The following is a 20,972-nucleotide window of genomic DNA, read 5'->3' on the forward strand; positions in this document are numbered from 1 at the left end:
AATCAAGTAGGTTAAAACCTACAGTTCCCGGCTTTTCTTTACGATGGCTTCATAGACTTCAGGCAGGCGTTCCTTGTCCCACGGTACCAAAACACGGTAAACGGGCACCTGCATTGCCATCTGTGTAAAAAAATTGAAACGCTCTTTTTTCATAAATGTAAACTTGAGGAAGCTGCTGTAAAGAAAGGCTTTGAACCTTCCGATGCCTTTGGGAACGGTTATTTCAACTGGGGCATCCGGTTCAGCCGGCTCTAGCTCGAAGAGCGCTTTTATGGGAGCGGGTTTCCTAGCGAAGTTCTCTGCACGATGGCCAAGAGTCTCAGGTTGACGGTAGGGGCGGTGGTAGGGAAATGAAGGGTAAGCGATATACTTTCCGTTCTCTTCTCTGACCGGCAGCGTATCATCCGCATAAAGGGTATGCCCCTGCCTGATGAAATAGTCCGTAAGTATCGATTTCCCGCCAAAGGAGGGTGCGGAAAAAAAGACTGGCCCTCCGCCTATCTCCACGGCGCCTACATGCAGCATTTTATAACTTCTCTCCAGCTCGAGTACTATCGGGAAAAAGGTATGATAGATCCAGAACTGCAGCAGTTTGGGGGTGAACGCCTTCCCCTTCCCATACAGAATCCGTCTGTGTTCACTCTCCCATACCAGGCTCAAAACATTCTCTACCTCCAGCCCCCAGTCATCATCTTTTCCTATCTTCTCAGGCGGCGTATTACTCAAATAGTAGCATCCCCGTTCTGACAGATATACCAGTGCACTTCTCCTCTTAAACCCTTCATAAGTGCCGATCTCTCTTACTTCGACCCTATTGCCACTGCCGTTCTCCGGAGAGGGAAAATCAAAAGAATCATACACTTTCTGCAACTGCGGCTGGTCAGAAAAGAAGAAACGGTGCGCATGTATCATAAGCTCTCTTCTCCCTTTGCCTCTTCCCTCCCGAACCGATGATACCTGTACCAATACTCGACATTGACAATGATCCACAAACGGGAAACATATCGCAGGTTCCCGTTTCGGTACTTTTCAAGGCACCACTCGATGTCGGCCCGGCTGATCAGCCCGAGCCTGACAATGTGAGGCTCTCCAAGCAACGCGTTAAGGTCTATCGCCTCCATCTGCTGGGAGAGGAGTTCCGAAAATTCCGCTTTGTCTCTGCGCTGGTTGATCTTTTCGGGCAATATGCCTTTCATCGCCTTTCTCAATATCCGCTTGATCGTCCGGTTGGCGTATTTCATCTCCGGCGGAAGCGAGACCGCAAACTCCACCAACTCTTTGTCAAAGAAAGGGTGACGGTACTCAATGCCAAAATGACGCTCGGCACAGTGGAAAATATTGCCATCCATAACAGTGCTGTGGTATGGAGAGGAAACCATATCGACCGCATCTTTGAATGCAGGGTTTGTGATGCCCGCTTCTTCTGGCAGGCCATCCATTTCACACTGCTCCCAAAAACGGTTTTTTCTTTCATTTCTTCCCAGAAGTGTTTTGAACCGATGCACGTTCTTCTGCCCTAGAAGCGGTGCAAGCACATAAGATTTAAATGCACTCCCGGGACGGCGGTGCGTTCTCATTTCACTGAAGGCTGCGGAAAGTTTTCCTCTTGCGAACAGGTCATACAGCACATAGGGAGTGCCGGTAAACAGGTGGTCGCCCCCCTGGCCGCTGACCACAACTTTTTTTCCGTCTTCTCTCATTTTTTCAAGCATGGGAAGCAGCATAGCAAAGGTCAGGCCTATGGGCCAGTGGGGGCTTAAAGCATAAAGCGACTCCAAAGAATACTTTTGACGATAATCCAAACTGTCCACAGGGATCTTTTGATGGTTTACAGGGTACTCTGCCAGCACGGCATCCACATACGCACCCTCATCGCAGGCAAGCAGTCCGAAATCCATCGAATAACTGTCGATCTGCCCGGAGCCTTTCTTCAGCGCCAGCAGGGAAACGACCGAAGCGGAATCAAGTCCTCCGCTCAGTTCAAAGGCAGTCTCTTCCGGCGAAGAGGTTGACCTCTCGACTGCCTGTTCAAACAGTGCTTCTAATCTTTGTGCCGCCACCTTTTCATCGATGCCGTAGTCTATCTCGATTTTTTCGGGAAACCAGTAGCGTTCTATCTGCTTTTCCCCGTTCTCGATGGTCATACTGTGCCCGGAAGGCAAACGGTAAATCCCTTCATACATCGTCTCATGATAGTCTACTGCAAAACATTGCATCATGGTTTGCATGGAACGGAGATTCGGTTTTTTGGAAACGGAAGGGAGGGAGAGAAGTTCTCCTATATCCGAGGCGAAACGGTACCCCTCCGGGGTTTTCGTATAGTACAGCGGCGCTATCCCGAGTGGGTCGCGCGCGCAGAATGTCTGTTTGCTTTCAGTGTCGTAAAAGGCGAAAGCGAATGCTCCTTTTAATTTGGCCGGTAATCTTTTGCCATAGCGATAGTAGCTTTCTTTAATAGTCCTTTCCTGATCGGAATGGCTTTTTTCACCATTCCCATTCACTAAATAAGCAATAAAAATACTATTCAACTATATCACATTATCTTACTGTTTTTTTTACGAATTACCAGCCACCTGGATCTGACGGAACATTGGCACTTTGCCCACCACTATCAGTACCGCCTATTGTGGATCCTTTTGTTGCCATTCTCACATTCGCTATTATTTCTATTTTCGGAGAAGAATACGGTTTCTTTTGTCTCTCTGTTTCTCCTGAGAAATCCGAATGGTTTTTTTCTATCATTTTATATTTTCCTGTTTTTTCATAATAAGACTGTTACCGTAGAACCTACTCCGGCAACACAACCGGCTTAAAGTCTTTTTTCCTAACATCACCCCTGACCCATCTGAAGGTCCTGGTATGGTTGCCGTCCATTGAGAGGTTGGCGTATTCGAGTTCATCCACACTGTAGGTCTGGTGGTTGTCCACATCGACTAGGATAAATCTCTTCTTCATCTTTTTGTCTGTTCCGATCTCTATGTATCTTACGTTTCCGTTCTCTTTGATATAGTTCACTTTTATGGCATCATCAAGCTTGATGTGGATCTCTGCGTTTGAGAGATCGACTGTTTTCTGGTTTTTGACCTGGAAGGTCCAGACGGCTCTTTTGTCTGCTCTTGCCTTTTTGTATTTTCGGTAGTCACTCCAGTAGTCACCGGCATCACCCTCTTCCCAGTCGTAATGGGGGAAGACCACCTGAAGTACTGCAGGACCGTATGCAGCGACATCATGTCTGTCTTTTTTGGCTTTACTTTGTTTAAGCTCGCCGAAGACACCTGCACTGTTATGTTCATAGACGCTACCGTCCTCTGCGGTGGCGGATACTCTCGTACGCATGTACCATCCTGCTTTTTTGGCTTTTTGTGTTTTTTGTACGCTTTTACCACTTCCTGCCTGGAGCATGGTACCGCCTATCATCAGCAGCATTGCGAGGACAAGAAGTATCTTTGTTTTTTTGTTTTGCATTGTTTGCTCCTTTACTTGTTCATCAGCGGGTAAGCGAAATGGTTGACATAATTATCGGTCTGGTTCTTCTCTATCTTGATGAAGAATCCTTCCATTGGTTGAATGGAACCATCAAAGCCCGGGGTTGCAGGGTCTACTGCCATGTAACCGCTCACAGGGCCTGTTTTATTACTGTCATGTTTATAGACGATCTTGTTGATATAGTTGTCATTGGCTGTATTGCCCATCTCATTGTAAGACGTTCCACCCGCATTGTGCTTGAAATAGAGATCAGAGAGCTGAAATGCGTACGGGAAGGGGTTGCCTGCCATATATTTCTTGTAATCGACCGTATTAGGGTCACTGACTTCATTTTTGGGCAGCAGGTATTCGTGTACTTCTGTAAAGTCGGGATTAGTGATACCTACTGATGAAGAAGTAACCGTTGAAGCGGGACTCAGGTTCGAAAGTGTTTTATCGATCGTGATGTTTTTTTCATTTCCTGCCCCTCCGAGGTCTGCAATGATCCAGTAGCCTTTTCCTGGCACTACCGTGTCTGTGGCAGCAAGCTGTGCTTTGGTAGTATTTTTATGGCCGCTGTTGATCTCATACTGGTCTGTTCCGCTCTGCTTGAACACGACCCAGTCGGTACCGTAGGCACCCAAGTCGCCGCCAAGAAGGTCTTCGATATGGTTCGAACCCGTGGCGCAACAGAAGCTGACGATCTTCCATTGGAAGTGTGTGAGTGTGGTTCGGTTTTTCCCGCAGAGGAATTCGCGGTAGGCGGCTTCGTGGTTGCCCGTGACTTCGTCCTGAATATTTCCGCCATCGTCTGGGTCAGGATCTGTTATGTAACCATTTACGTGATTATAATCATCATCGTTATAGTACCATGTTGGCATACCGTTATCTCGTACAGTCGGGTTGGGCGTACAAACAGGCTGATTTCTACCTTCTTCGCAGTCGGTGTAGCCGTCGTTGTCGCTGTCGCTGTCGAGGAAGTCGGCAGTATTGTCTCCATCTTTATCCGGTGGGATCAGGCCGTTACTGCCCACGACGCCTGCAGTATTATGATCATATTGATCTGCCAAGCCGTCACCATCGTCATCTGTCCAAGTAGAATCAGGTGCATCGTAGCCTGAAGTTGGCTGCGCTTCTACATTGTCCGGAATACCGTCGTTATCACTGTCGAGGTCGAGATAGTCATCGATTCCATCACCGTCACTGTCTACAGCATACTGGTTGGCATCAGGACAACTTGCACCATCATTATTACCGGTTGGAACCGAACGATAGAGAAATGTTGCGGTCGGAGTAGCAGTATCATAATCGACAATCTCATAAATGTATCCATTATTATTGGCTGCAAACAATTTACTGTTGTCTGCTATAAATGTTGCACCCCATCCTTTACTCAAATCAGCCCCATCCGGCGTTGTAACAGTTAGCTTAACATTGGTACTGGTATTGTTGCTAAGATTTATTTTATATAGTCTTGTATTATCTGCACTTCCTGATGTCTGACTAGTTGATCGTAACCCGTATGCCATAACTGTACCGCTTGAATCATCTATGGCAAAGTCAGCAGCATTTTCCGATCCAGAAGTAAATGTTATCTCACTCAGTATGTCACCACTTTTTATCCACTTGTATAACTTAGTTGTACTTTTGCGTGCATAAAGTGCTCCATTATAAAAATCTGCCGCATAGCTGTCGATTTTGCTGTTATTGATCGTATTGGCTTTTTTAATCTTGCCACTGTAACGATCTATCTCTATCACATCATTTTTTACAAGTGAAGTACCATAATCATCGGTCGTAGCTGCACGCACCGATGCGTAGAGTTTACCGCTTTGATCATCAAAGCCCATCGCATTGATACTTGCTTTCTGCCCTCCTATAGGTAAATAAACCTCATTTTCAGGATCAAACACATTTAATACACCATCGATCATATGGAAGAAACCATAAGCACAGTTACCAGCACCCTGTATCTCCACGGCATCCAAGATTCCGTCATTGTCATCGTCGATGTCCCAAAAATCCGCTACGCCATCACCGTCGGTATCTTTCGCATGAAAATCTATATTGTCCAAAAGGACATGCTGCTCTGTCGGATTATTCCGCGGTACATTAGTTCCTGAAGTATATGTAACATTGAGTTCAGTGATATACTCATTGCTAAACTGCATCGTGACATATCCATCTGGATCATCATCATCAAGAGGCCCTGACTGGTCACTTTCATAGTCTCCTGCACTGTTTTCATCAATATGCGAACCTTTTGCCACATTGTCAGGCTCATATACATTCCCATCATCATCTGCCGCTTTGATAATAACGCGATCCTCAAATTTAGCACCCAAAAACTGGTCCGCATAATCAATATCTCGAATTCGCAGTTTGGTAATCTGTATAGGCTGGGAAAAATACAATGTCGTCGTTACGCTTTCCGTTTTGGTGTTAAAATTCACATCAAGATCCAGCGATGTATCGACACTGTCAGTTATATCATTAGGCTCATTATTTTCGAACCTACCCGTGTTTCCGGTAATATCAACATCCACATCGATGTGACTACCATCCACATTGGTATAATTTTTTGAAAGATCGCCGGCATCCCATCCTCCCTGGCTACTCCAATCCAGTGTCGCGGCAAATACCGAGCTTCCAGCCAGTGTCATTCCCATAACTAATAATCGTTTCAGTATTGTTTTGTATGTATTTTTCATTAATTGCCTCTTCTCTGCAAGCAAATTATACTTAATACAGCGTATAAATTTTTTCTATTTAGGCAACCTGGCGATCTTCTCGTCTGCTGCCAGGCGACAGCATCAAAGACCCATAGCTTTCCGAACCTGCTTCGCAACAGGGGTGGCGTTTTCTTTCATTCTTTAAATTCCTACTATTTTATCTAATTTAGGTTGAATTTAATATAAAATGTAGGTTTGGCCGTGCCAAACCTACAACTTTTACAAAGGAGGTTCACCAAATTTGTTGTCCGGGTCTTTTGGCTTGGGTTCTATCCACTCCACATCCGCACCGCCTATAAGCTGGCTTCGTTTGACCGAAGGGGTTTCATCTTCCGCTTCCTCCTCATCATTTGCATCAGACATCTTCGGATTCTCAGCAGAAACACTCTTTTCTTTAGTCTCAGATACAACATCCTCTACAGGCTCTGACCTTTCATCTGCTTTTGCAGTATTTACCTTGGCGGCAGATACTTTTCGTTCTTGTTTTACCGTTTTATGCGTTACAGCATGTTTTTCACTCTCTGCGCCACTGTACTTAAAGTAACCGATCACAGCCAACACAAGGAGAATCACTCCATAGATCAGCATTCTTTCTTTTGGCATACTATACTTCCTTTCCAGTTCAATTTACTTATGTCACCTTCTAACATTGCCATCCAAGTTGGACTTTAATCTTTGGTGGGACAAGACCTACTCCGGCAACACAACCGGCTTAAAGTCTTTTTTCCTAACATCACCCCTGACCCATCTGAAGGTCCTGGTATGGTTGCCGTCCATTGAGAGGTTGGCGTATTCGAGTTCATCCACACTGTAGGTCTGGTGGTTGTCCACATCGACTAGGATAAATCTCTTCTTCATCTTTTTGTCTGTTCCGATCTCTATGTATCTTACGTTTCCGTTCTCTTTGATATAGTTCACTTTTATGGCATCATCAAGCTTGATGTGGATCTCTGCGTTTGAGAGATCGACTGTTTTCTGGTTTTTGACCTGGAAGGTCCAGACGGCTCTTTTGTCTGCTCTTGCCTTTTTGTATTTTCGGTAGTCACTCCAGTAGTCACCGGCATCACCCTCTTCCCAGTCGTAATGGGGGAAGACCACCTGAAGTACTGCAGGACCGTATGCAGCGACATCATGTCTGTCTTTTTTGGCTTTACTTTGTTTAAGCTCGCCGAAGACACCTGCACTGTTATGTTCATAGACGCTACCGTCCTCTGCGGTGGCGGATACTCTCGTACGCATGTACCATCCTGCTTTTTTGGCTTTTTGTGTTTTTTGTACGCTTTTACCACTTCCTGCCTGGAGCATGGTACCGCCTATCATCAGCAGCATTGCGAGGACAAGAAGTATCTTTGTTTTTTTGTTTTGCATTGTTTGCTCCTTTACTTGTTCATCAGCGGGTAAGCGAAATGGTTGACATAATTATCGGTCTGGTTCTTCTCTATCTTGATGAAGAATCCTTCCATTGGTTGAATGGAACCATCAAAGCCCGGGGTTGCAGGGTCTACTGCCATGTAACCGCTCACAGGGCCTGTTTTATTACTGTCATGTTTATAGACGATCTTGTTGATATAGTTGTCATTGGCTGTATTGCCCATCTCATTGTAAGACATTCCACCCGCATTGTGCTTGAAATAGAGATCAGAGAGCTGAAATGCGTACGGGAAGGGGTTGCCTGCCATATATTTCTTGTAATCGACCGTATTAGGGTCACTGACTTCATTTTTGGGCAGCAGGTATTCGTGTACTTCTGTAAAGTCGGGATTAGTGATACCTACTGATGAAGAAGTAACCGTTGAAGCGGGACTCAGGTTCGAAAGTGTTTTATCGATCGTGATGTTTTTTTCATTTCCTGCCCCTCCGAGGTCTGCAATGATCCAGTAGCCTTTTCCTGGCACTACCGTGTCTGTGGCAGCAAGCTGTGCTTTGGTAGTATTTTTATGGCCGCTGTTGATCTCATACTGGTCTGTTCCGCTCTGCTTGAACACGACCCAGTCGGTACCGTAGGCACCCAAGTCGCCGCCAAGAAGGTCTTCGATATGGTTCGAACCCGTGGCGCAACAGAAGCTGACGATCTTCCATTGGAAGTGTGTGAGTGTGGTTCGGTTTTTCCCGCAGAGGAATTCGCGGTAGCCTACTTCAGATGTGTCTCCTGTTTCATTGAAGAGATCATTTGATGGGTCATCGACATTGCCGTTTGATACTGAGGCACTGTTGGTTGTATCCCAGTAGACATCACCCAGGCTTCCCTGTGCCCAGCTGACAAGGCCTGTCTTTGTCGAAGCGGTATCGCCCGGGGTGATCGGACAGCCCGTGGCAACACTGTTACCCTCTTCACAGTCGGTGTAGCCGTCGTTGTCGCTGTCGCTGTCGAGATAATCGGGGATACCGTCCCCATCAGTATCCGAAGGTGTCACTGCTGTGCCTCCGCTGTCGGTGTCGTACTGGTCCGCCAGCCCGTCACCGTCGGCATCAGCCCAGGCAGAATCCGGTTCGTCATAGGTGGCAGTCGGCTGTGCTTCCACGTTATCCGGGATGCCGTCGTTGTCGCTGTCGAGGTCGAGGCAGTCAATAATACCATCGTTATCGCTATCCAGTTCATTTACATAGTTGATGGTAAGATTCGCCTCATTAAAAGTTCCCGTATCTTGACTTGCGTCATCACACATATGCAGCGTCCAAGTACCCTGCGGATCCTCTCCATTGAACGCACTTAACGCCTGCTCGGGTTGTCTGGGCAAAAAAGAGCCCAATGTAAAATCCGTCGTATCCCCTACAATGGAGGTTGTCGCCGCATCGAAAAAGGTTGCACTCAAATTATTGTGACTACCACCTTCATTTCGTATCAGATCAACCGCTGTACCAAAGGGAGAAATCAACTGAACGATCAGATCATTTCTCCACGTGTGCGCAATATCTACTTTGATCGTTACATCATTAACTATACCGCTATCTTGTATATCGAACGTTCTATCCAGACAGGTATTAGGATACCCATTATCAGGGATCGTTCCCGATGCTGTATTTGATTCCGTTACAGCAGGTGTACTCTCATCCACATCCAAAATCCCGTCGTTGTCATCGTCGATATCTTTGACATCTGCAATACCATCACCATCTGAATCAAGTGCATCAAAAGTGATATTGGCCAAATAAATACCCTGATTATTAGGATCACTTTGAGCATTGCTACCATTCGTATAATCAAAAGAGACCTCGGTTACATAAACATCTTCAAATGCCACCGTTACGTAACCATCTGGATCATCATCATTAAGAGTAGTACCGTCTGATTCATAATCTCCGGGACCATTTTTATCAATATGATCACCCAGAGTTTCACTACTTGGATAAACCGTTGCCCCGGAAGTATCTTTTGCAGTAACGATCACTCTATCGTCAAAGTCAGTAGAAGGATTTCCTGAATCTATATCTATCCAGCGCAAAAAGCTGATTTTTACAGGAGAAGAAAAAGTGATTGTTGTTTTAATTTTTTGTGTATTAGAACTATAATTTACGTAGTAGTCCAATCCATAGGTACTATTAACTGAAGGAACACCACTGTTATATCTATCTGTGTCCTCTGTCATCGTAACATCAATATTGACCTTTGAACTATCAACATCCGTGTAAGATTGGGTCAAGGAACCTGCCGGAGACCATCCCACTGTATTCCAGTCCAGTGTCGCAGCAGATACCGAGCTTCCAGCCAGCATCATTCCCAGAAACAAAAACTGTTTCAGTATTATTTTGTATGTTTTTTTCATTATTACCCCTTATCTGTAAGTGAATTACACTCACACTATTTAAACTTTTTTATTAGGCAACCTGGCGATCTTTTTATCTGCTGTCACATGACAGCTCACAGACCCATAGCTTTCCGGACCTGCTCCGCAACAGGGAGGCTTTCTCTTTTAGTATATATTATTAATTATATCTCTTTGGTTATTAATCAATTATTAAACGTGGGGAGCGTAAATTGACTGTCTCGTATGCTTAAAGCAGATGCCCCAGCTCATCTTTTTTCGTTTTGAGATACTTCTCATTGTACGGGTTGGGTTCGATCTGTATGGGGATGCGTTCAACTATGTCTATGCGGGGAAGGCTTTCTATTTTCTTTGGGTTGTTAGTCAGAAGCCTGAGCTTTTTGATGCCAAAATGGTTCAGAATGTATTCGACGATCTCATACGTCCTCTCATCGGCGGAAAAGCCCAGCTGATGGTTGGCTTCGACTGTATTGTAGCCTTTATCCTGCAGGGCATAGGCATTGACTTTGTTAAGCAGGCCGATATTCCTGCCTTCCTGGCGGTGGTAGATGAGCATGCCGCCTTCTTTTGCGATGAGCTCCAGGGCAAAATGCAGCTGTTCTCCGCAGTCACACTTGGCAGACCCAAGCGCATCACCCGTCAAGCATTCCGAATGAACACGTACAATGGGAGTTTCTGCAAGATCCTCGGTAAAGACGGCCAAATGTTCTTTGCCATCGTCACAGTCGGTTATCTCTTTGAATGCCTGTATTTTAAAGGTGCCGTATTTGGTCGGTAAAGTAGCGATTTGTGATATCTCTATGTTTTTCATGCCGGAATTATACAGAAACAATTAACAATTAATAATTAACAATTCATAATTAGTGTAAAATACCCCAATTTATTTCAAAGGTGAGTAAGATTATGTTCGCACGTTTTAGAAGAAAAAGAATCAACCCTGTCCTCAGAGACCTTTTGCAGGAGACACATTTGAGTGTCAATGACTTTATGTATCCACTCTTTGCCAGAAGCGGCGAAGGCATCAAAGACGAAGTGGCTTCCATGCCGGGAGTTTACCAGATGAGCATTGATGAGATCGTCAAAGAGTGTGACGTACTCAAGAAACTCGGCATTAGGGCCATCATTCTTTTTGGTATTCCTGATGTGAAAGATTCTGTAGGGTCAGATGCCATGTGCGAGCATGGGATCATTGCCGAAACGGTCAGAGCGGTCAAAGCGGCACATCCCGACATATTCGTTGTCACCGATCTCTGTTTCTGCGAATATACGGACCATGGACACTGCGGTGTACTCGACCCTGTTCTGGAAACGGTTGACAATGACATTACACTTGACAACCTGGCCAAGCAGGCCGTGGTACACGCCAAAGCAGGTGTTGACATGATCGCACCAAGTGGCATGATGGACGGAATGATACAGGCGATAAGAAAAGGGCTTGATGGCGCAGGTTTTGTCAACCTGCCTGTCATGAGCTACTCGACCAAATTCGCTTCAGCCTACTACGGACCGTTCAGGGATGTCGCGGAAAGCTCGCCTTCTTTCGGAGACCGAAGAAGCTACCAGATGAATCCGGCCAACCGCAGGGAAGCCATCGCGGAGAGTGTCGCCGACGAACAGGAAGGCGCGGACATACTCATGGTCAAACCGGCCCTGGCCTACATGGATGTCATACGCGATGTCAAGAACAACGTCAGCCTGCCTCTAGCGGTCTACAACGTCAGCGGCGAATACTCCATGCTCAAAATGGCGGCCAAAGCCGGTGTCATTGACTACGACAAGGTCATGATGGAGACACTGCTCGGTTTCAAGCGTGCGGGTGCGGATATCATCATCACCTATCATGCCAAAGAGGCGGCGATTTTACTGCAGAAATAACTGTAGATCGGGGTGCCCTCACCCCGACAATAATTAATTTCATAACTTTCAAGCCATTTATGGTAAAATAATCTCTTTTAAATTTTACTATCCATACGTGAGTAGGATAAGAAGGCAGTCCAATGAGACACTTTTTAACGCTTAAAGACTTCAACAAAGAAGAACTTTTGGAAATGATCGCTTTGGCACAGAAGATCAAGGCACAGACCAAGCAGAAGCAATTCGTTCCCTACCTGGAGAGACAGACGCTCGGAATGATCTTCGAGAAGAGTTCCACACGTACACGTGTGAGTTTCGAGACCGGGATCTACCAGCTTGGCGGTATCGGGCTTTTCCTCTCCGCCAATGACATACAGCTGGGACGGGGTGAGCCGATGAAAGATACTTCAAGGGTTATCAGCCGCATGGTCGATATGGTAATGATACGTACGTTCGAACAGTCAAAGCTCGAAGAGTTCGCTGCCTACTCCAAAGTACCGGTCATCAACGGATTGACGGATTCCTACCATCCTGTACAGTTGATGACGGACTACCTGACGATGATAGAGTTCGGCAAAGCGGACGATCCTATCTGTGCCTATGTCGGTGACGGGAACAACATGACCCACTCCTGGTTGATGCTGGCGGCGAAACTCGGTTTTGAGCTGAGGGTGGCCACACCGAAAGGCTACGAATGCGACCCTGACATCGTTGCAGATGCGATGGAGATCGCCAAAGAGAGCGGCGCGAAGATCACCTTCGGAAATGATCCAAAAGAAGCGGTGAAAGGGTGCGATGTCGTCACCACCGATACCTGGGTCTCCATGGGACAGGAAGATGAAAAAGAGATCCGTCTCAAAGCATTCGAAGGTTATATGGTGGATGAAGCTATGATGTCACTGGCCAAATCCGATGCCATCTTCCTCCACTGCCTGCCGGCATACCGTGGCTATGAAGTGAGCGAAGAGACCTTTGAAAAACATGCAGAGGTCATCTTTACCGAAGCAGAGAACAGACTCCATGCCCAGAAGGGGATCATGGTGTGGCTGGATCAGCACTGCTGATCCAGCCAAGTGTTTAGCGCTAAGCGCTGAGCGTTAAGAAAAAATGAAACAATTAATACAGAGCGTATCAGGTTTGTTGAGTGAAAAAAGCATACAGAATAATTTTCTCTAAATGCTAAACGCTAAACGCTAAACGCTTTTTCCAAAGGAAACAAATGAGCAACATCGATTTCGAAAAATTCAGCAAATACTCCAAACCGGGGCCGAGATATACCTCTTACCCTACCGCACTGGAGTTCAATGATGATTTCACCTATGATAGATACCTGAAATACCTCGATGAGGGTACGGACAAGCTTTCACTCTACATACACCTGCCGTTCTGCCGAAGTGCGTGTTACTTTTGCGGATGCAACGTGGTCTTTACTTCCAAGGAAGAGAAACTCAGCCAATACATTGAGTATCTCAAAAAAGAGATAGACATCCTTGCAGAGCATCTCGATACGAACCGCAAAGTCATCCAGTTTCACTTTGGCGGAGGTACACCGACCTTTTACAAAGCATTCGAGCTTGACGAGATCGTCACTTATGTGAAGAAGACTTTCCCTAACTGGAGTGAAGATGCAGAGATCAGCTGTGAGATCGACCCGAGGTTCTTTAACGAGGAGCAGATGAAAGTCTTTCAGAAACACGGTTTTAACCGTATCTCTTTCGGTGTACAGGACTTCGACCCAAAGGTGCAGCAGGAGATCCACCGTATCCAACCCTATGAGATCACCAAGGCAGCCGTGGACCTTGCCAGGAAATACGGTATCAATTCCATCAATGTCGACCTGATCTACGGCCTGCCGTACCAGACGTTCGAGAGTTTCAAAAAGACACTTCAGGAAGCCTTTACCCTCAGCCCTGACAGATTGGCGGTTTTCAACTACGCCCATGTTCCATGGATGAAGAAGACCATGCGTAAGTTCGACGAGACCACCCTGCCGGCACCGGATGTCAAACTGCAGATCTTCCAGTATACTATTGACTTTTTTGAGAGCAACGGGTATAAAATGGTAGGAATGGACCACTTTGCCAAACCCGAAGATGAACTCTTCTCTGCCATTGCAAAAGGCGAACTGCACAGAAACTTCCAGGGTTACACCACCAAAGGCGGCGCAAACCTCATCGGTATAGGATTAACGAGTATCGGGGAAGGAAGTCACTACTATGCACAGAATACCAAAGATATGAAGGCCTATGAAGCTGCCATTGAAGCAGGAAAACTCCCTTTTGAAAGAGGGGTGGAGCTCAGCGAAGACGATTACCTGCGCAAAGCGGTCATCATGGAACTGATGGCGAACTTCTCCATCGATATTAAACGTGTAGAAAAAGAACACGGCATCAATTTCAAAGAGTACTTTGCCAATGCACTCGAAGAGCTGCAGGAGTTCGTAGATGCCGACCTCATTACGGTCACTGATGAAAAAATTTCCGTAGGAACCACAGGAACCCTGCTGATCCGGAATATCGCCATGCCGTTCGATGCCTACATGCATCAATACGGTGGAAACAAAAAGAGTTTTTCAAAAACTGTATAAAAGAGGAAGAGCTTTGAAAAAACCAGAAGAGATTTTCAACTTTACTGCTACCAGTGACGACTGTATCAAATGCGGTAAGTGCATCCCTGTCTGTACGATCCACCAGATCAACCCGGATGAGACCACATCTCCACGCGGGTTTATCGATCTTCTCGGTGCGTACCAGAGGGGACAGCTTGAACTGGACAAAAATGCGAAAGATATCTTCGAGAGCTGTTTTCTCTGTACAAACTGTGTCGATGTCTGCCCCAACTCTCTCCCTACCGATATGGTCATAGAAGAGGTACGGGCGGACATCGCCGACAAATACGGCATCGCCTGGTTCAAAAGAGGATTTTTCTTCCTGCTTCGTCACCGGAAGATCATGGACTTTGTCATGAAATTCGGTTTTATGTTCAAGACCTGTGCTCTGGCAGAAGATGACAAAGGCCGAGGGCTCAGGGCCAGATTTTCACTGCCGATGATGAAAAAGGACCGTCTCATCCCCTCGATGATGAAGACCTCTTTTCTCAACACATACCCCGAAGAGATACCCGCACCCGAGCAGAAACAGAAAAACCCCCGTGTTGCCATATTCATCGGTTGTCTGGGCAACTACAATTATGAAGGTATCGGGAACGGCCTGGTAGAGATACTGGGGAAGCTCAATATCGATATCTTCATTCCCAAAGAGCAACTTTGCTGCGGGGCACCTGCCTACTTTACAGGGGATGTCTCTTCAGTAGAATATATGACTAAAAAGAATATCGAATATTTCGAGAGCTTCATGGATGAATGCGATGCGATGCTCATTCCAGAGGCAACCTGTTCAGCGATGGTCAAACATGACTGGCAGGTCTTCTTCAAAAATCATGATATGCCCGACTGGGAAGCCAGAGCCAGGAAAGTGGGTGAAAAGATATACATGGCGACCGTATGGCTGCATGACAACACCAATCTCAAAGAGATGCTTGAAGCAAAAGGCAAACGTTTCGATGAAGTAGTCACATACCATGACCCCTGCCATGCCAGGAAAGTACAGGGGATCTACGAAGAGCCCCGCAACCTCCTTGCACCGAACTACCCGATGGTCGAAATGTCAGACCCCAACAGATGCTGCGGCTTTGGCGGAGTAACCATGCAGACAGAAAAGTTCCACTTTGCCGAAGCAGCTGGAAAACCCAAAGCAGCCATGATCGAAGAGACCAAGGCACACTACGTCTCTGCGGAATGTTCCGCCTGCCGTGTTCAGATCAGCGAATCGATGCACAATGCGGGAGTGGAGACGATCTTCAAAAATCCGCTTGAGCTGATCGCGGAGGCACTAAGGGATTAACCGAAGCGCCGCTTCATATCGGGTTCGATCATAAAGATGTTCATCCCCTCTTCATAGCGGTACCTAAGCTTATACCCAAGCTTGATCAAAATACTGCTCACAATATACAATCCCAAGCCGAATCCGCTGCTGCGTTTCTCTTCCTGTGAGAATGGTTCCGTATAGTAGTGCAGAGGATGCTGCAGTGCCTTTCCTTTCGAATGTACCTCTATAATATTTTTATTGGTATACAATAAAACACATTTGTCTTGACTGTATTTGATACCGTTGTCCAAAAGGTTTTTGATCGCCAGTGCCATGAACTTGATGTCAGTAGTCAATGCTTTATTCTCGATCTCTATCTTTACACAGCTCTTTTCAGCCATCAGCATCTCTTCACTCTTTTTGATCACCTCCTCAAGAGTCACGTACTCCATACTGGGTTCAAAACTTTGTGTCGTGACCCTTTCAACCTCGGCCAGTTCAGAGATAAGTTCGTTCATACGTTCAAAAGCACGTACCAATATCTTTTTAGTCGCCTCATCCTCAAGCATCTCCGCAACGATACGTCCTTTGGTAATAGGCGTTTTAAGCTCATGCATCATATTGCGCATAAAAAGGTTCTTCGAGTTGCTCAACTCATTGATATGCCTTATGGCATCGTCGAAACTCTTGGCGATCTTCCCTATCTCATCATCATGTTCATAGCTGATAAGTATATTCATGTCACCCTGGGCGAAGCGCTGTATCTCTTTATGCAGTCTTTTGAGCGGATAGAGTTTTTTCAGGACTGCCAGATAGAGCAATAGAAGCAGCAGGATCAGGAAAACCCCCGTGACCATCGCTATCTCGAACTTGTAATCCTCCGGCTTGTCATCACGCAGCATCAGATTGTAGGACATTCTCTGCACATAGATATAGTGGGTATCGTTAATATTGAAGACCCTGACCCTTCCGGCAAGGGAACCGCCGCTGAAGATCGTCTTTCCATCTTTTTTGATCTCATTCTTGATCAGTTCGACCTCTTCCTTGCTCACAGGACTGACATGCAGTTTCTCATACAGTTTTTCAAGTTCTTCCTCTGAAGGGTTGAGTCTCAGGTTGGAAAGGAAAGTAATAGAGATAAGCTGGTAACGCTTGAACTCTTCGATCTTCTGGCGATCTTTATCCCAGGAGAGGAAGAGCAAAAAGGTGGCAAGCAGAATGGCTATCGCTACCGAGAAGAGAATATGTATGAACGCGGTTACGGAAATGTTTTTCATACACGGTCTGTCAGAAGGTATCCTACACCGCGTATAGGTTTGATATAGATATGGTCCGGATCGATCTTGGCGATCTTCTGCCTGATACGGGAGATGATCACATCGATATTCTTGATGGAGCTATCATCATCGATGTGTTCACTCTCATAGAGCAGCTGTTCACGTGATACGGAACCGTTCTTGTGCTGGATGAGCATGCCGAGTACATCGTACTCCGCTGCGGTAAGATCGAGCAGGTGTCCCCTAAAAGTAATCGTATGTGCTTGTGGATCGGCAACGAATATCTCCTCTTTTTTCTCCTTCTTCTCATCCACACTGTGTGTACGTCTCAGGATCGTTTTAATCCGTGTCACAAGCTCTCTCGGGTCATAGGGTTTTGGCATATAGTCATCTGCCCCGCGTTCCATACCGATCACTTTATCGGTAATATCGTCGCGTGCAGATGAAATGATGATCGGGATATTGGTGATTTCCCTGATCTTGGGGATCACTTCGAGCCCATCCATCCCGGGAAGAGTGAGGTCAAGGATGATCAGGTCAAAATCATGCTGTGTCAGTAGGGAGAGCCCGATATAAGGGTCTTCCGCACCGATAACCTCCATATCGTACTTGGTAAGGTAGTTCGTCAGGATGAGCGCCAGTTCCGGGTCATCTTCTATAATCAATATCTTTATGATAGCTCTTTCCTTTAATTTGATTCTTTCGAAAAATAGTTAGAGCAGATAATAGCATCAAGTTAATGAAAATCTTCTGTTCACTGTTTAGCCATCAACTGCTCTTTGGAGTTGTATTCAATGTATATTCTGGTAATGGCGATCAGGAATGACGTGATTGCCGGCCCGAGGATCATCCCCCAGAAACCGTAGGTACTCATCCCCGCCAATATGGAGAAGAAGATCACGATCTCGTTGACCTCGATATTGCTTTTGAGCAGATCCTCTTTGATCACCTTGATGATCACCGGTTTGATGAAAGTATCGGCAATGATGGAGATGACCACTACAGAATAGGAAGCAATAAAGATCGCCGTATTGGCATCGATAGTGGTCCAGGCATAAAGCGAGACCGGTACCCATACCACTGCTCCTCCAATGAGGGGAATGAGGGAGGCAAAGCCGTAGATCATACCAAAAAGCAGCCCGTTGAAACCGAAATAGCTCACCATAATACCAAAAAGAAAACCTTCAAAGATCGCTGTAATGATGATGGAATAAAAGACTACCTCCATTGTAGAGGATACTTCATGTATCATCTTGGCACTTTTCATTTTGTTGATCGGCAGCAATGCACGTATCAGTTCAAAGAAACGCTCTCCATAATAGTTGATCAGAAAGTAGAAAACCAGTACAAGGATCATATTTTTCACAAAACCGATCCCCACAGAACCAGCCGTTGTCAGGTAGGAGGTGGCATCCTGCACATACCCTGCTATGGCTTTATCACTAAGCGCAGTATGTACCCATCCTTTGACAAAAGGGATCTCTTCACCAAATGTCTTGAACACCTCCGTGACATGTTTGATCTTCTCCACATCGAGTTGTGTCATATATCCGACCCCGGTCGTTGCCATATAGACAATAGGTGCAAAGATAATAAGTACCAGAAGCAGTGTGGCAATACCGGCACTGAGTTTTCTTGACTTGAAAAATTTGATCATTTTCTTTGTCAAATTGTAGGTAGCCATAGTAAGCAATATGGCCACACTCAAGGGCAGCAAAAACGGCTGATAGATACTGTAGGCACCGATTACGGTAAAGACAAAAAGTGCCGTGATCATCAGGCTTTTGTTACTGATCATCAAATAATCCTTGTGTTATGCCGCCCAGTTTGAAATGCTCATAGCATTTTGGCGTGGCAATCCGTCCTCTGGCCGTTCTCTCGATATAGCCATTGGCGATAAGGTAGGGCTCGAGTACATCTTCGATCGTCCCTTCATCCTCACTCAATGCCGCACCGATGGTACTCAGGCCCATCGGCTTGTTCTTGGCGGAGACAAGCAGTTCGAGCAGCCTGATATCCTGTTCGTCGAATCCAAGATCATTCACACCAAGCTCATCGAGGGCATATCTGGCCCTTTCAAGAGTCACTTCGTTTTCATTGGCCACTTCGGAGAAATCCCGTACGCGTTTTAGCAGACGCAGGGCAATCCTCGGAGTACCTCTGCTTCGTCGCGCGATCTCATGTGCCGCTTCCGCTTTGGAAGGTTTTTCAAGTTTGTGCGATGCCTGGGAAACGATCTTTGCAAGCTCTTCGGGAGTATAGAACTGCATCCTGAAATGCATACCGAAACGTTCACGCAGCGGGTTGGAAAGCATACCTGCCCGTGTGGTCGCACCGATGAGAGTAAAGCGCGGTAAGTCTATCTTCACCGTCTGTGCCGCAGGGCCGCTGCCTATAATGATATCGAGACGGAAATCCTCCATTGCCGGGTAAAGTATCTCCTCAATAGCCGGGGACATACGGTGGATCTCATCGATAAAAAGAATATCACCCTCTTCGATATTGGTCAAAAGGGCTGCAAGGTCACCCGCTTTTTCGATCATGGGTGCCGCAGTGGTCTTGATATTGGTATGCATTTCAGAAGCGATGATGTTCGCCAGTGTCGTCTTCCCCAGGCCAGGAGGCCCGAAGAAAAGAATGTGATCAAGTGCCTCTTCCCTGCGCTTGCTCGCTTCAATGAACACTTTTAGGTTTTTTTTGATCTTTTCCTGCCCGATATATTCATCCCAGGAACTCGGACGAAGTGTTACTTCGTACGAAGCCTCTTCGTCAAAACGCTCTATTTCGACCATTCTTTCCATTAATACGTATGCTCCTCATCCGGGAATGCTCGCGATTTCACTTCGCTGATATACTGCTCCAACCCTTCTCTTACCTCTTTGGCACCGTCGCAGTAACGTTTGACGAATTTGGGCTTGAAGGCTTCAAAGAAACCGAACATATCGGACCAGACCAGTACCTGGCCGTCCGTACTGTTCCCCGCACCGATACCGATGGTCGGTATCTGCACCGCTTCCGTAACAGCTTTGGCTGCTTCCGCTTTAACCCCCTCTACCAGTATCAAAGCTGCTCCGGCGGCCTGAAGATCCAAAGCATCTTCAAGCAGTGCCTTGATGTCGTCCTCATCTTTCCCTCGGACCTTATAGCCGCCCTCACTGCGTACATGCTGGGGCATCAGGCCTATATGTGCAACTACGGCTACCCCGTTCTCTGACAGGACACGTACGATGTCAGCCTTTTCTTTTCCTCCTTCGATCTTCACCGCCTGCGCATTTGTCTCATGATAGACCCTCACGGCATTTTCAAGTGCGATATCCGCTGTCGTATAGGAACCAAAAGGCATATCGAAAACGATACATGCCGATTTGGCACCGTTACCCACCGCCTGCGTATGGTAGATCATCTGGTCCATCGTGGCAGAAAGAGTATCTTCTTTACCCAGAAAACTCATATTGAGACTGTCACCGACCAGGATCATTTCCACCTCGCCGTCAAAAAGCCGGGCAAAAAGCGCATCGTAGGCCGTCACCATCGTAATGGGCTCAACACCTTTCATAGCCGATATAGTCGACAAGGTGATCTTTTTTTCTATTCTTGGGGTATGGATGCTCATAATATAAAATCTATTCCTTCTTAGTCTGTCGGCAACGTGTTGTTGAACCACTACGGCTGTATTTTGGTACTCATTTTATCAAAAAAATGTATAATATCACAAATGGGTACCTCCGAAAACCCTAAATACTCATAACATCTCTAGCTTTTGTCTAGGCTAGGCACTCTTTTGCAGGCCTAGCCATAGCTAAGTCAAAAAAGAGTAACGACGCATAGGCGAAAGCTAGTGATGCCCGCAGGGTGGGCTTTGCAAATGTGAGATTTCACAAGATGCTTACTTCATCTTAGCTTTGGCTAGGACTTGAAAGCCTCTTGCAAAATCTCACATTTGCAAAACCCATTATGAGTATTTAGGGTTTTCGGAGGTACCCAAATAATCATCTTGACACATAAAGAGTATAT

At 46.2% G+C, this 20,972-nt stretch carries 18 protein-coding genes and 1 riboswitch; of the genes, 4 read left to right on the forward strand and 14 right to left on the reverse strand.

All coding sequences use genetic code 11. The features are described 5' to 3' along the window. Nucleotides 1-18 precede the first annotated feature (18 nt). From SUN_RS10790 to ribA, 9 genes are all read right to left on the reverse strand, one after another. Nucleotides 19-912, reverse strand: a complete 894-nt coding sequence (locus tag SUN_RS10790; RefSeq protein ID WP_012083846.1) for a hypothetical protein — start codon at nucleotides 910-912, stop codon at nucleotides 19-21. Then, nucleotides 909-2,528: an asparagine synthetase B family protein gene (locus tag SUN_RS10795; RefSeq protein WP_012083848.1), complete on the reverse strand. Its 1,620-nt coding sequence runs from the start codon at nucleotides 2,526-2,528 to the stop codon at nucleotides 909-911. Before SUN_RS10795 ends, SUN_RS10790 begins: the two co-directional genes overlap by 4 nt. 34 nt (nucleotides 2,529-2,562) lie before the next feature. Next, on the reverse strand, nucleotides 2,563-2,742 hold the full coding sequence (locus tag SUN_RS10800; protein ID WP_041672763.1) for a hypothetical protein: 180 nt from the start codon (nucleotides 2,740-2,742) through the stop codon (nucleotides 2,563-2,565). 45 nt (nucleotides 2,743-2,787) lie between these two features. Further along, a complete protein-coding gene (locus tag SUN_RS10805; protein ID WP_012083849.1) occupies nucleotides 2,788-3,465 on the reverse strand; it encodes a hypothetical protein in 678 nt (225 codons plus the stop codon). Nucleotides 3,466-3,476: 11 nt separating this feature from the next. After that, complete coding sequence (locus SUN_RS13815; protein ID WP_012083850.1) at nucleotides 3,477-6,176, reverse strand: hypothetical protein; 2,700 nt, start codon at nucleotides 6,174-6,176, stop codon at nucleotides 3,477-3,479. A gap of 58 nt (nucleotides 6,177-6,234) precedes the next feature. Next, a riboswitch (cyclic di-GMP riboswitch) is annotated at nucleotides 6,235-6,333 on the reverse strand. Between the two features lie 83 nt (nucleotides 6,334-6,416). Further along, the gene (locus SUN_RS10815; protein ID WP_012083852.1) at nucleotides 6,417-6,800 is read right to left on the reverse strand and encodes a hypothetical protein; all 384 of its coding nucleotides are present in this window, start codon (nucleotides 6,798-6,800) and stop codon (nucleotides 6,417-6,419) included. A gap of 87 nt (nucleotides 6,801-6,887) precedes the next feature. Beyond that, on the reverse strand, nucleotides 6,888-7,565 hold the full coding sequence (locus SUN_RS10820) for a hypothetical protein (protein WP_012083849.1): 678 nt from the start codon (nucleotides 7,563-7,565) through the stop codon (nucleotides 6,888-6,890). A gap of 11 nt (nucleotides 7,566-7,576) precedes the next feature. After that, nucleotides 7,577-9,961 (reverse strand): proprotein convertase P-domain-containing protein, encoded by a 2,385-nt coding sequence (locus tag SUN_RS10825; protein ID WP_012083854.1) that lies wholly within the window; start codon nucleotides 9,959-9,961, stop codon nucleotides 7,577-7,579. Between the two features lie 229 nt (nucleotides 9,962-10,190). Beyond that, nucleotides 10,191-10,772: a GTP cyclohydrolase II gene (ribA, locus tag SUN_RS10830; protein WP_012083855.1), complete on the reverse strand. Its 582-nt coding sequence runs from the start codon at nucleotides 10,770-10,772 to the stop codon at nucleotides 10,191-10,193. 92 nt (nucleotides 10,773-10,864) lie between these two features. Here ribA and hemB point away from each other — a divergent pair, with 92 nt between their 5' ends. The 4 genes from hemB (at nucleotide 10,865) to SUN_RS10850 (ending at nucleotide 15,717) form a co-directional block, all read left to right on the forward strand. Continuing rightward, nucleotides 10,865-11,836 carry a porphobilinogen synthase gene (gene hemB / locus SUN_RS10835; protein ID WP_012083856.1) on the forward strand — a complete coding sequence of 324 codons (972 nt, stop codon included), beginning with the start codon at nucleotides 10,865-10,867 and terminating at the stop codon, nucleotides 11,834-11,836. 122 nt (nucleotides 11,837-11,958) lie between these two features. After that, on the forward strand, nucleotides 11,959-12,879 hold the full coding sequence (gene argF, locus SUN_RS10840; RefSeq protein WP_012083857.1) for an ornithine carbamoyltransferase: 921 nt from the start codon (nucleotides 11,959-11,961) through the stop codon (nucleotides 12,877-12,879). Between the two features lie 155 nt (nucleotides 12,880-13,034). Beyond that, nucleotides 13,035-14,402: an oxygen-independent coproporphyrinogen III oxidase gene (hemN, locus tag SUN_RS10845; RefSeq protein WP_012083858.1), complete on the forward strand. Its 1,368-nt coding sequence runs from the start codon at nucleotides 13,035-13,037 to the stop codon at nucleotides 14,400-14,402. A gap of 13 nt (nucleotides 14,403-14,415) precedes the next feature. Next, the gene (locus tag SUN_RS10850; RefSeq protein WP_012083859.1) at nucleotides 14,416-15,717 is read left to right on the forward strand and encodes a (Fe-S)-binding protein; all 1,302 of its coding nucleotides are present in this window, start codon (nucleotides 14,416-14,418) and stop codon (nucleotides 15,715-15,717) included. On the opposite strand, the gene SUN_RS10855 is transcribed toward SUN_RS10850, so the two are convergent. The 5 genes from SUN_RS10855 to panB form a co-directional block, all read right to left on the reverse strand. Then, a complete protein-coding gene (locus tag SUN_RS10855; protein WP_012083860.1) occupies nucleotides 15,714-16,958 on the reverse strand; it encodes an ArsS family sensor histidine kinase in 1,245 nt (414 codons plus the stop codon). The genes SUN_RS10850 and SUN_RS10855 overlap by 4 nt on opposite strands. Next, nucleotides 16,955-17,635, reverse strand: a complete 681-nt coding sequence (locus SUN_RS10860; RefSeq protein WP_041672764.1) for a response regulator transcription factor — start codon at nucleotides 17,633-17,635, stop codon at nucleotides 16,955-16,957. Before SUN_RS10860 ends, SUN_RS10855 begins: the two co-directional genes overlap by 4 nt. 77 nt (nucleotides 17,636-17,712) lie before the next feature. After that, nucleotides 17,713-18,756, reverse strand: a complete 1,044-nt coding sequence (locus SUN_RS10865; RefSeq protein WP_012083863.1) for an AI-2E family transporter — start codon at nucleotides 18,754-18,756, stop codon at nucleotides 17,713-17,715. Beyond that, nucleotides 18,746-19,759, reverse strand: a complete 1,014-nt coding sequence (gene ruvB / locus SUN_RS10870; protein WP_012083864.1) for a Holliday junction branch migration DNA helicase RuvB — start codon at nucleotides 19,757-19,759, stop codon at nucleotides 18,746-18,748. Before ruvB ends, SUN_RS10865 begins: the two co-directional genes overlap by 11 nt. Next, complete coding sequence (gene panB, locus SUN_RS10875; RefSeq protein ID WP_012083865.1) at nucleotides 19,759-20,571, reverse strand: 3-methyl-2-oxobutanoate hydroxymethyltransferase; 813 nt, start codon at nucleotides 20,569-20,571, stop codon at nucleotides 19,759-19,761. The genes ruvB and panB overlap by 1 nt, the downstream gene beginning before the upstream one ends. Nucleotides 20,572-20,972: the final 401 nt, after the last annotated feature.

The sequence above is a fragment of the Sulfurovum sp. NBC37-1 genome (genome assembly GCF_000010345.1).
Lineage (GTDB): Bacteria > Campylobacterota > Campylobacteria > Campylobacterales > Sulfurovaceae > Sulfurovum.